Annotated in this window: 11 protein-coding genes; 3 read left to right on the top strand and 8 right to left on the bottom strand. The window is 28.3% G+C overall.

What is annotated here, in order from left to right; genetic code table 11:
- Positions 1 to 285: 285 nt before the first annotated feature.
- The 6 genes from B2671_RS14970 to B2671_RS14945 form a co-directional block, all read right to left on the bottom strand.
- The gene (locus B2671_RS14970; RefSeq protein ID WP_346871122.1) at positions 286 to 1,335 is read right to left on the bottom strand and encodes a tetratricopeptide repeat protein; all 1,050 of its coding nucleotides are present in this window, start codon (positions 1,333 to 1,335) and stop codon (positions 286 to 288) included.
- 370 nt (positions 1,336 to 1,705) lie between these two features.
- On the bottom strand, positions 1,706 to 2,977 hold the full coding sequence (locus B2671_RS14965; RefSeq protein ID WP_346871121.1) for a helix-turn-helix domain-containing protein: 1,272 nt from the start codon (positions 2,975 to 2,977) through the stop codon (positions 1,706 to 1,708).
- A 206-nt stretch (positions 2,978 to 3,183) separates the two neighbouring features.
- Positions 3,184 to 3,324: a hypothetical protein gene (locus tag B2671_RS14960; protein ID WP_346871120.1), complete on the bottom strand. Its 141-nt coding sequence runs from the start codon at positions 3,322 to 3,324 to the stop codon at positions 3,184 to 3,186.
- A 394-nt stretch (positions 3,325 to 3,718) separates the two neighbouring features.
- Entirely contained in the window at positions 3,719 to 6,370 is a 2,652-nt protein-coding gene (locus B2671_RS14955) for a cation-translocating P-type ATPase (protein ID WP_346871119.1), read from the bottom strand.
- A gap of 331 nt (positions 6,371 to 6,701) precedes the next feature.
- Positions 6,702 to 7,250 carry a chromate transporter gene (locus tag B2671_RS14950; RefSeq protein ID WP_150846058.1) on the bottom strand — a complete coding sequence of 183 codons (549 nt, stop codon included), beginning with the start codon at positions 7,248 to 7,250 and terminating at the stop codon, positions 6,702 to 6,704.
- The gene (locus B2671_RS14945; protein WP_346871118.1) at positions 7,251 to 7,817 is read right to left on the bottom strand and encodes a chromate transporter; all 567 of its coding nucleotides are present in this window, start codon (positions 7,815 to 7,817) and stop codon (positions 7,251 to 7,253) included. It lies immediately after the preceding gene.
- 100 nt (positions 7,818 to 7,917) lie between these two features.
- Between B2671_RS14945 and B2671_RS14940 the strand changes: the two genes are divergently transcribed.
- Entirely contained in the window at positions 7,918 to 8,340 is a 423-nt protein-coding gene (locus B2671_RS14940) for a DUF327 family protein (protein WP_150846056.1), read from the top strand.
- 128 nt (positions 8,341 to 8,468) lie between these two features.
- Here the strand turns inward: B2671_RS14940 and B2671_RS14935 are convergent, their stop codons facing one another.
- Entirely contained in the window at positions 8,469 to 10,373 is a 1,905-nt protein-coding gene (locus tag B2671_RS14935) for an NAD(+) synthase (RefSeq protein ID WP_346871117.1), read from the bottom strand.
- Between the two features lie 33 nt (positions 10,374 to 10,406).
- A complete protein-coding gene (locus B2671_RS14930; RefSeq protein WP_346871116.1) occupies positions 10,407 to 11,120 on the bottom strand; it encodes a flavin reductase family protein in 714 nt (237 codons plus the stop codon).
- A 397-nt stretch (positions 11,121 to 11,517) separates the two neighbouring features.
- On the opposite strand from B2671_RS14930, the gene B2671_RS14925 reads away from it, so the two are divergent.
- Together B2671_RS14925 and B2671_RS14920 are read left to right on the top strand one after the other, a co-directional pair.
- Entirely contained in the window at positions 11,518 to 12,087 is a 570-nt protein-coding gene (locus B2671_RS14925) for a TetR/AcrR family transcriptional regulator (protein WP_346871115.1), read from the top strand.
- 87 nt (positions 12,088 to 12,174) lie between these two features.
- Entirely contained in the window at positions 12,175 to 12,834 is a 660-nt protein-coding gene (locus tag B2671_RS14920; protein ID WP_346871114.1) for a hypothetical protein, read from the top strand.
- The last annotated feature ends 210 nt before the right edge of the window (positions 12,835 to 13,044 follow it).

The raw sequence follows: 13,044 nt of genomic DNA, 5'->3' as shown, positions 1-13,044 counted from the left end.
TCCAACTCAGCTGCTAACATACTTTCAATTGTGCCTCCGAGTAAGTCTTTTAATGCCTCTTGAATATCTTTTTCAGATTGAATGTCATATTCTCTAATTAAATCTGCTATGATATTCTTTTTTCCTTCGCTTAATCTTTCTTTTCACCATAAAAACAGCCTCCCATGATATATTTATTTTATCATAGAAAGCTGCTATTATTTGTAATTTACAGACTTTTTTTCACAGGCTCTTAAGAACGAAATAAAAGGATTGGAACTTCCAATCCTTTTATTTCGTCTTAATTTATAAATTATTTACTCTGAAAATAGTGTCTAATTTATTATATCCAATACCATCAGGCAAAAGGTTAGAAAGTTTTGAGTATATCTCCATAGTTATATTAGGATCAACATCTTTAAAGTTTTCTATCATTTTAGAATAGAGAGTTCTAAGTTCTTCAATATCATTTAGTTCCCTATATATTTGTTCTAAAAGACTATAACCTAGTAGTGAATTTTCACTATCAGAATATTTTTTAGCCAACTTTAATCCATATTCTATTTCAGAAATAGCTTTATTATAGGAACCTTCTTTAATGTAGAATTTTGCTATGTCCATTAATGTACTAGCAAGATTAGGTTTGTCATGCGAATTTTTAAAATCTATGGCCTTATTGAAATACTTTAGAGCATCATCATTATTATGTTCATTTAAATAAGCTAATGCCAAATTATTATATAAATAACCTTTATAATTTCCTAATTCAGACCCAAAGTTATCAAGAAGTTCTTTATATAGAGTTATAGCTTGCAAAGTAGAATTTTTACTAAGATAGCAGTTAGCTTTTAAAATTGTTCCTTGAATATATCTGGTTGGGTCATTATTAATATCAATATTAGCTAATAATTTATCTATATAAAGAATAGAATTATCAAAATCATTTAACTTTTTATAGGTTAAAGCTATATTATAGGTACAATTATAATAATTATTTTTATCCTTATTTTCTAAGGTAAAAGAATGGCATGTACATAGATATGCTAAGGCTTCTTCATAACAAAGGGTTTTGATTTTACACTTAGCTAATTTATTATATATAAATATCATATCATTATCTTTTGTAGGAATAGCATTATATAATTCTAAGGTTTTAGCATAGAATACAAAAGCTTCATTAAATAGATTTTTATCATATAAGAGATTTCCCTTTTTAATATATAGAGAAGGAAGTATATCTATTAACTTATTAAGTTCTCCAATATGAATTACCTTATCAAGTTCATCATCAGTTAAGTTTAACCTAAGTTTATTTGTGCAATAAGTTCTAGCTTTAGTTTCTTCACTTAATATCAAATCATTCATCCCCTTATTCAAGTAAAAGAAAAATCCTTTTACTTATATTTAAGCAAATTAAATTATATTCATATATATTAGTCTATAGTAACTTATCAATTAGTGCAACATTTGGACAATATATATGAAATGAAATTATTTGCAATAAAATACTATATTTACTATAAAAATATAGGATTAATTTCACATACAAATAAAAAAATAAAGTAAAATTAACTATATAGAAAATAATTGTAACTATAAATCCTATATTGTCATCATTATGTCATTTTTTGAACATGAAAGTTTTAGAAATTTATAATAGTTTATATAATTACAAAAAGATACATGTTTTAAATAAAAAAGTGATTCAAAATTTTGAATCACCTTTTTATAAAAGTATTTGAACATTGTTAGCTTCGTGTAAAAATTCTTTAGATTTATCATATTTCCCCATCTCAATATAGAGTAGAGACAGTTTTATATAAATACCTAAAACTTTAACTAGATCTATATCTTTTAAAATTTCCACTAATATAAGATATATTTCTTCAAGTTTATTATTATCATTTAATTTTATATAAATATCTTCTAATATACAATAACCTTTTATTAAAAACTCTATGTTAGAATATTTCTCACATAAAGCTATACCTTCATATAATAATTCTATAGCTTTATCATATGAATTTTCTTTTATGTATATCAAAGACATATCTATAATACTACAATTCAAATTTTTAATATCATGTACTTTTCTAAAGTTAATTGATCTATTAAAATAGTCAATAGATTTATCTATTTCATTTAATTCACAATAAATCAATCCTATATTATTGTAAATCATTCCTAAATGAACTTCAATATTTTCACTAAAGTTATTTAGGATATCAAAATATATAGTTAATGCAGAAGAGTAATCTTTTTTGTTAAGATAACAATTACATTTCAAGATAATAGCATAAATATATAAATCAAAATCCAGGTTAGTATTACATAAATTCAGCAACTCATCTATATATATAAGGGCATTATCATATTCACTTGATTTTTTATATGCAAGGGCTATATTATATAAACAATTTCTAAGATTAGTATCGTCATTAAACTCTTTACAATAAGAATAGGCTTTAAATAAATATGTAAGAGCTTCTTCGTAGGATAGAGTCATAATCTTACATTTAGAAAGCTTAATATATGCAAAAGATTTATTACTATTATCATTATAAATTTCTAGTGTTTTATAGTAATATATAAAAGCTGTATTAAATGAATTTTCATCATATAATAGATTTCCCTTTAATAAGTAAGATTTTAAAAGTATGTCTTCTAATTTGTATTTTTCACCTATTTTTATAACTTCATCTAAATTTTTATGACTTAAGGTTAAATCTAATTTCATATCACAATAGTTTCGTGCTTCTTCTTTTTCAGGAAGAAGTAGATAATTTACATCTAAATTTATATTAGTTTCAAGCTCATCAGCTTTGTTTTGCATAAACTTAAGATAATTTGCTAAGGTTACTCCGGTAAGATTTCTTTTATCACTTTCAACCATACTAATATAATTTCTAGAAACACCGATTTCCTCTAGTTCTACCTGCTTGACATTTAGTTGTTGTCTAAGAGCTTTTAATCTTTTTCCAGGACTTAAGAAATCCAAATCCTTCACCTCCCTAGTTAAATAAATGTAGTTAATTATATTTTATAGGTAATTATATGTAAAGGCAATGCATAATTAGTTCCAGTATATGTATTAAATTTCCTGTTTGCTTATTATACCATTAGTATTTTTAGCTATATCTATAATAAAATTTTATTATAGATATAGCCAAAATTTAATAGTGTAAGTAATTAGTCAATTACTAATTATAAGTTATAAATTTGTATAGACATAGGCGCTTGTCCTTGTGGACCATCTTCATCAATAGCATATAATGAAATTCCAATAAAAGCAGTTAAAGTTAGTGCACATAAAAATACCATACCTTTAGTAAGTTTAGTTTTCATAAAATTCACTCCTTTAATATTTATATTAAGCTTTACAATTATGAACAAGATAAAATTTAGAATTATTTTAATGAATAATGTATCTTAAATAAGTATTAAATTAGTAATTATTTTTACCAAAACATAGTTTGTATCTTAACGTAAGTTAACTATTTGTACTTAGTAAAAATACATTTGCAGTAATTAATTATATTTTATAACATAATATGTATGAATACAATAATAAAATATAAAAAGTTACAATAAGTTTACGCCATAAATCTCTCTTTATTGTATAAATTTGTATATAAGTGAAGAAGTAATTAAAATGTATTATAATTTAAAAGTAACTCATGAAAGACATTAATATTATCCCTTATGAGTTACTTGTAATTTTATTGAAATTTGTCTTTTTTTATTTATCTTTGATAAATAGTTTAATTACTTCATTTATAACTAAAGGTATTAAGCTTAGAATAATAACAAGTCCCCAATCTGCTAAAGTTAGTGGTATTACATTGAACATTTTAGCAATAGGTGGTATATAAATAACTGCCATTTGCAGTCCCATACCAACAACCATTGCATAGATTAAATACATATTTGAAAATAAACCAATCTTAAATATGGATTTATCAGAGCTTCTCATATTTAAAGCATGAATTAGTTGAGTTCCACTAAGAACTACAAAGGCTATTGTTTGAGCATGCATTAAAGCTTCAGGATTATTAGCTATATTAGCAAGAGTAACGCCATGAGCTCCGTATTTGTTAACTCCATAAACAAAACCTATAAGGGTTAATATACCAATTAATACACCATTAAATAAAAGAGTAAATAAAGAACCCTTAAATAAACTATCCTTAGGATTTCTTGGTTTATGTTTCATAACATCCTTATCACCAGGGTCTACACCAAGGGCAAGAGCTGGGAAGGAGTCTGTTATAAGATTAACCCATAATATATGAGTTGCATTAAGTGGTGCAGCCCATCCAAAGAGAATACCAAAGAATAGAGTAACAATCTCACCAGCATTACAAGAAATTAAGAATATTACAGATTTTTTTATGTTATTAAAGATATTCCTACCTTCTTCAATAGCTGCTACTATGGTAGAGAAGTTATCATCTGTTAATACCATATCAGAAGCGCCTTTAGCAACATCAGTACCTGTGATACCCATAGCTACACCAATATCAGCGGCCTTTAAAGATGGTGCATCATTAACTCCGTCCCCAGTCATAGATACAATATTTCCTTTAGATTTAAAGGCTTTAACTATCCTAACCTTATGCTCAGGAGATACTCTAGCAAAAACTCTTAGATTTTCACATCTACTTGCAAGTTCTTCATCAGTTAAGTTATCTATGTCAGCACCACTAGCTACTTGGTTTATGTCTTCAGCTATAGATAGTTCCTTAGCAATGGCAAAGGCTGTATTTTTGTGGTCACCAGTAATCATTATAGTTTTTATACCAGAAGTTTTACATATTTCTATAGAGTCTTTAACCTCTAGTCTAGGAGGGTCTATCATACCAACAAGACCAATGAAGGTTAAATCCTTTTCCAACTCATCAACTTCAACATGGGTGGAATTAACGGTTTTAAAAGCTGAACCTAAAACCCTTAAAGCATCATCAGACATAGTTGTAGCAACCTTTAAGAAATTGTTTCTAATTTCTTCAGTCATAGGCACAATTTCTCCATTAATATAAGCAGAAGTACACATATTAAGAAGATTATCAGTTGCACCTTTTGTCATTACATAATATTTATCTTCATAGGAGTTTACTGTAGTCATAAGCTTTCTATCAGAATCAAAAGGTATTTCATCAACTCTTTTATGGGTTTTATCTAACTCTTCTTTAAATATATTAAACATGTTACCCATATCTAAAAGTGCTATTTCTGTTGGATCTCCAGTTTTTGATGAAGCAGTAGAAGTAGCATCATTACAAAGAACTATGTTTTCAAGTAAAAGTTTTTCACCTTTATTATTTATATTAAATTCTTTAACTTCATTTAGTTTATTATCTGTAAAGTATTTAACTACTGTCATCTTGTTTTGAGTTAATGTACCAGTTTTATCAGAGCATATAATATTTACAGAACCTAGAGTTTCTACAGAAGGTAATTTTCTAATAATAGCATTTTGCTTTATCATTCTTTGAACACCTAAAGCAAGAACTATAGTTACAATAGCAGCAAGACCTTCAGGAATAGCCGCAACAGCAAGGCTGATAGAAATCATGAACATATCAGTAACAGCTCTATCTTGTAATAAACCTACTGCAAACATAACAGAACAGATACCAATAGCAGCAATACCTAAAACTTTTCCCAGTTGTTCAAGTTTCTTTTGAAGAGGTGTAAGCTCATTTTCACCATCATCAAGCATCTTAGCTATTTTACCAATTTCAGTATTCATACCTGTAGCTACAGCTATACCTGTAGCTCTACCATAGGTAGCTAAGGTAGACATAAATACCATGTTCTTTTTATCACCAAGAGAGATTTTCTCATCTTCAAGGATAAGATTTGCATCCTTATCTACAGGAACAGACTCACCAGTAAGGGCAGATTCTTCTACCTTAAGGTTAGCACTTTCTATAAGACGGATATCACAAGGAATAAATCTACCTGCATCGATGATAATTACATCACCAGGTACTACTTCCTCGGAAGGAATTTCTACTAATTCTCCATTACGCTTTACTATAGCCTTTGGTGTTGATAATTCCTTTAATGCATCAAGGGCCTTCTCAGCTTTAGACTCTTGAATCATTCCAACTGTTGCATTAACTAAAATAACAATACCGATAATAATTGCATCACTTATTTCTTTTCCTACAACTACAGATAGTATGGCTGCAACTATAAGGATATAAATTAAAATATCATTTAGTTGTGCAAAGAATAGTTGGACTTTAGTTTTTTTCTTTTTTGATGCCAGTTTATTAGACCCATACTTGGACCTAATTTCCTCAACTTGAGATGAAGTAAGACCAGTATCTGGGTTGGTGTTAAGCTTACCTATAACATCGTCAATAGAGTCATTAAAATACATAAAATCACCTCATAATTAATAGTGTTAAGCCATACTCTAAATCTAAAATTTAGTTAGTAAAACTTACATAGATTTAATAAAAGTAAAAAAATATTCTTTTATTAATATTTGCAAAAACATAATCACATATGTAGGTAATGTATGTAAAAAGAAAAGACTCATATATAGCGTAAGCACTATACATGAGTCTCATTATTTAATGCAAAGCCAGACTTAAAGCCAAGATGTTGACATTGCCATAGGATAATCCTACTAATTACTCCCTCATATGTAATTATATTTTATATATAAATTATAAGGGATGTACTAATAAATTACAAGATATTTTTTGTTAAAAATTAGCAAACAAATTAGGTATCATTCCATAGAATAATATACCTAAAAATGCTGCAATAACAATAATTAATATAGGATGAATTTTAGTTTTATAAAGTAGAAAACCAACAATTGCAGCTATTATTAAACTGTTTAAATCTCTATAGGACTCATAGCTAAGAGTTATAAATACAGAAATTATAAGTCCAATAAGAGCAGGTCTCATTCCTTTTAAAGCATGAGCTAGTATCTTTGAATTTTTAAATTTATTAAAGAAGTAATTAGCAAAGGATATGAGTATGAAGGATGTAGTGACAACCCCTAATGTAGATAGAACACTTCCTAGAATTCCGCCAGTTTTATAGCCTACAAAGGTTGCAGCGTTTATAGCTATAGGACCAGGAGTCATTTGAGATATACCTATGATATCCATGAAATCAGTTTGAGATAGCCAAGCATTGTTGTCCACAATTTCCTTTTGAATTAAAGGAAGCATAGCGTATCCACCACCAAAGCCGAAAGTTCCAATTTTAAGAAAGGCTAAATATAGCTTTAGTAATAGCATCTAATTTTCCTCCTTTGTATTTTTATAATTATCAATGTGGTGATTTCTATTAATATATACTCCATATACAGCAGCAATAAGAATTAAATATACTGGATTTACATTTATAAATACACTAAGAATCACAGTGATTATTACAATAATTATATTAACAGTTGTTTTATCTAAAACCTTTGCCAAGCTATTTACACCTACTAAAATTAGAAGGGGAACGGCAGCATTGATGCCTTTAAAGATAAGTTCAATGACATAAAGGTTTCTAAATTTACTGAAGGCCATAGCTATAATTACTATAATGATAAAAGAGGGAAGGGCTACACCTAAAAGTCCCAGGATAGCTCCTAGAACTCCATTAATTTTGTATCCAATGAAGGTACAGCTATTTATTGCTAAGGCTCCAGGAAAGCTTTGAGATATAGCTATTATATCTATAAATTCATCTTTGTCTATCCAATGGTTTTTATCTACAACTTCTCTTTCAATAAGTGGAATCATGGCATAACCACCACCAAAGGTAAAGGCACCTATCTTAAAGAAGGTTATAAACATATTAATTAAAGTTTTCATAATTGCCTCCTAAATTAATTTAATCTATAAATATTAAGAAAATATAGCTAAAATCCTTAACCTTATTTATAATATAATTAAAGGATAAGGGGGTGTTCACATGGAGATATCAAAAGTAGGAAGAAATACTCCAATACAAAGAGAAAGTAAAGTTGTAAATAACAAACAGGACTTCTCTAAAAATTTTAGCTTTGCTAGAGAGCAAAAATCAGAAGAAGATCTTAAGAAAATGCTTAAAAATATAAAATCTAAAGGTAGCAGACTTGTAATTTCAAAGTGCTATGCTGATGTTAGAGCTTATAAAAAAGAAATAAAAGAATACCTAGAATCAGTACTTTCATTTATGTATTCCATAAAAAAGGATATAAGCTTTTGGCAAACTCAATACTTTGTTACAGTAGAGACTATTGACAATAAATTAGAAGAACTAACACAGATGCTACTTAATGAAGAACGAGAAAACTTAGATATAGCTAGCACTATAGATGAGATATCAGGTCTCATTGTAGATATTTATAGATAATTATAAATTAATATCTCTAATTATCTTCATTATTAAGTTATAGTATAATTTAATATTTTACATATTAAGTTAAGGACCACTGGTAATAAAAAGACAATTACCAGTGGTATTTAATTATATTTTTAAAGCTAAAGAAATCCGTTATAGCTAGCATCTGATGGCATTCTTAAATCTCCTCTTGGAGAAAGGCTTATAGATCCAACCTTAGGACCATCAGGTAGAGCAGAACGCTTAAATTGTTGAGTGAAGAATCGAGCCATAAATTTATTAAGCCATTTACTAATTACATCATCATCATATGTCTCTTTAAAGGCAACCTTGGCTAAGAACTCTATACGTTCCTTAGAAGCACCGTGCTTCATGAAATGATATAGGAAGAAATCGTGAAGTTCATAAGGCCCTACAATATCTTCAGTCTTTTGAGTAATGTTTCCATCTTTGTCCTTAGGAAGTAGTTCTGGACTTACAGGAGTATCTAAAATATCAATAAGGATTTTACTTATCTCAGGAGTACTTTCATGATCAGCTACATAATCCACTAGGTATCTCACAAGGGTTTTTGGAATAGAGCAGTTTACAGAATACATGGACATATGGTCTCCATTATAAGTACACCATCCAAGAGCTAACTCTGATAAATCCCCTGTTCCAATTAACAGTCCACCTTCTTTATTAGCAAGGTCCATAAGAATTTGGGTTCTTTCCCTTGCTTGAACATTTTCGTAGGTTACATCATGTTGCTCTACAGGATGACCAATATCTTTAAAATGTTGTAGACAAGCAGGTACAATATTTATTTCTCTTAAGTCTGTACCTAGATACTTACAAAGATCTAAGGCGTTATTATATGTTCTATCGGTAGTACCAAAACCAGGCATAGTAATAGTTACAATATTTTCTCTAGATATTTTTAACATATCAAAGGTTTTTACTACTACTAGAAGAGCCAGGGTAGAATCAAGACCACCAGATATTCCTATAACTGCCTTCTTTAAGCCAGTATGCTCAAATCTTTTAGCTAGAGCTGAAGTTTGAATATTAAATATCTCCTTAGACCGTTTATCTCTTTCAAGAGGATTACTAGGCACAAAAGGATGTTTATCTATATATTTATCAAAATTATCAATAGTTATATTATTAAATTCAAAGTTTATAGTTTCCATATGAAAAGGAATTAAAACTTTATTATCTCTAAAACTTATATTTTTTAATCTTTCAGCCTTTAATTTATCTACATCAATAATTGCTGTAATAATTTCATTTTCGCGATTAAATCTTTTATTTTCAGATAATATTCCGCCATTTTCACTGATTAAAAGATGGCCACTAAATAATACATCAGTAGTAGATTCAAAGACTCCACTAGAAGAATAGATATAGGAACTCATACATCTAGCACTTTGATTTTTAATTAAGTCTCTTCTATAGTCAGCCTTGCTAACCAACTCATTAGATGAAGATAAATTACATATTACATTACAACCAGCTAAAGATAAGAAGCTACTTGGTGGAATAGTAACCCAAAGATCTTCACAAATTTCAACTCCAATACTAATATCACCATTTCTAAATATTAGGTTAGTTCCAAAATATATATTGTCTTGGAAAGGAAGTTTAACTACTCTAGAAGTTATATTAAGACCACTGCTAAACCAACGTTTTTCATAGAATTCAGAAGCATTAGGCAAGTAACTTTTTGGAACAATACCCAAAACTTTACCATTAAAGATAAGATAAGCTGCATTATAAAGGACATCGTCATATTCAAAAGGGGCACCTACAGCAAATAAGATATCTCTTCCCTCAGAAAACACACAAAGATTTTCAATAGCTACTTCTGCTTTTTTTAGTAGTTTTTGTTGAAAGAATAAATCAGCACAACTATAGGAGGTTATAGAAAGCTCAGGAAAAACTAAAATTTTAACTTGTTCTTCTATAGCTTTTTCAACACATTTTTTTATTTCATTTAAATTAAAGTCAACATCTGCTACCTTAGTAACAGGACAAGCAGAACCAACCTTTATAAAGTTCATTAAACATCGCACCTTTCATATTAAAGATATTTCTTATATACGAGTTCTTTTTTTAGTTTTAGTTTTTTTAGGTTTATTACTCTTAATATTTTTTTTATTATGTAATGGATCTTTCTCCACTATGGCAGTTTTTGCGGTTTCATTATGCTTTTTTATGCCTTTATTTTTAAGTTTAATAGTAGTTTTTTTAGCTACAGAATATCCGAATTTTCCAATAGGTTTAGGAGCTAACCTAAAGTATTCACCATGAGAGTATGAAAGTAGGTCTCCTTTATCAAAGTGAATTTTTCCTTTTTCATCGATAAGTGTATTTTCCACATGGCAGGTAATTATTTCAGCTAAAAATAAATCATGGGTACCTAGTGGAGTTATAGATTTTACTACACATTCAAAGGCAACGGGACATTGATTAATAATACCACAAGAAATATCCTTAGCTTCACTGAGAGACAAGTTCATATCCTTAAACTTGTCATTGGTTCTTCCACTTTTTACGCCACAGTAATCCACAGTTTTAACTAGATTACTAGAAGCTAGATTCACTACAAAGGATCCACTTTCTTTTATATATTCATAGGATAATCTTTCAGGACGAATAGCAACTGTAATCATAGGAGGTTTAGTACAAGCAGTACCTATCCAACCAACAGTAAACACATTATCCTTTCCTTCAGAATTTCTACTAGTTATCATAACTGCTGGAACAGGATTTAGCATAATACTACCCTTAAAAGTAGTTTTAGACATAATATCACATCACTTTCTAATTTTAGCATAAACAAAATATAAATGAGCTGAATTATTTTTGCCTCATATGTATTATATAGCAAGTTGGGTATATTTATCAAAAATAATAAACATCTAAGTTATAGATGTTTATTATAGTACAATAATTTAAATTTATCTCATGACTACCAGTTCTAATACTCCTATCTTCTTCAAAGGGATAGTAAAGAGCGGCCACATCTCTGGATAACAATTTCTAAGTGTAGAAAAAACCATAGTAAGAACTTTGTTTATTTTAAAGTAATAGGAGCAGTAATAATTTTATTGAATGAATAATATATAAAAATAACTCTATTGACGTATTAAAAAAAATGATATACAATTAATTTGAACATAGTTCAAGTAGGGAGTAGATATAATGAATAAGTTCTCAGAGAACCCAAGAGAGGTCATACTTGAAGGGGCAAAAGAAATTGCTTTAGAGCAAGGAATTTCTGCTATAAACATAAGGGCTGTAGCCAGTAGATGCAAAATTTCTGTAGGAACAGTTTATAATTCATTTTCCACAAAAAGTGAATTGGTGGTGGCAGTGGTTGAAGATTTTTGGAGAGAAGCATTTAACGATTTTCATAAGTGCTTAGAAGGAGAAAAAAATTTTTTTGAAAAGATAGAGCTATTATATAATAATATTTTTGTTTACTTAGATAAATTTCAAGAAAATTGGATAGATCAGTTATCGTTATTAAGCGGTAGTGAAAAATCTCTAGGAAGAAAAAGAGAACATGAATTTTTTGAAAAGGTTCGTAAAAGTATAGTTAATCTCTTAGATTCAGAACACATTATTAGTGATGAAACTTGGACTGATAATTTAACTAAGGAGAGGATGGCTAAATTCATTTTTAGTAACATGTTAGCTATGCTAAAAGCTAGAGAAGAGGATATAACTTTTTTTATAGATGCTTTAAAGAGAGTTATTTATTTAAAATAAAGTTAAAAAATTATGCTGTACTAACGTATGGCATTTTATATACTTTCAAAATGAACAATGTTCAAATAAAATATGAGGTGATATATTATGCAAGGAATGATGGAAACAATTTTTGATATTCTTTATCTTTTAACAGTTATAATAATGGGAATTATTATGATTAAGCAAAGTGGACAAAATAAGCAATACAGATTATTTGGAATTATGGCAGTAATTTTAGGATGTGGAGATGCATTTCATCTAATACCAAGGGCTTATGGATTACTTACCACTGGGTTAGAAGCTAATGCTTCAGCTTTAGGGATAGGAAAACTAATTATATCTATTACAATGACTATATTTTATGTGATGCTATATCATATATGGAGAATTCGTTATGATATTAAAGAGGAAAGAAGATTGACTAATATTATTTATGGATTAGCTATTGTTAGGATTATATTATGTGCATTCCCACAAAATCAATGGTTATCATATAATGCTCCAGTTTCCTGGGGAATATATCGTAACATTCCTTTTGCGTTAATAGGACTTATAATCATATGGATTTTCCATAATAAAATTAGAGAAAACAATGATAAAGGCTTTAAATATATGCCTATTGCAATAATTTTATCCTTTGGATTCTATATTCCTGTTGTACTATGGTCAAATACTTTACCGAGCATAGGAATTCTTATGATACCTAAGACTTTAGCCTATGTATGGATTGTATTTATGGGATATAAAGATATGAAAAACTCTTAAACCCGCATGGCGTAAGCAACTAGTTAACTATTTTAATATTTATATAGTTCTCTAGATGAATATTAAAATAGTATCCTAGGTAAAATTTTAAATAGTTATATAAGATAAATTTTAAAAATTAAAATATCTGTTATATTAAGTATTTTAAATTATAATTTCTTAAACTGTTTGAAATAAATTAACCCTTTGAAAGGGGGCGTCGCAAAATAA

It is taken from the genome of Clostridium sp. UBA5119 (genome assembly GCF_002414285.1).
GTDB lineage: Bacteria > Bacillota > Clostridia > Clostridiales > Clostridiaceae > Clostridium_J > Clostridium_J sulfidigenes.
Note: the sequence above shows the minus strand (reverse complement) of the source record. Positions and strands in the feature narration are given on the sequence as shown.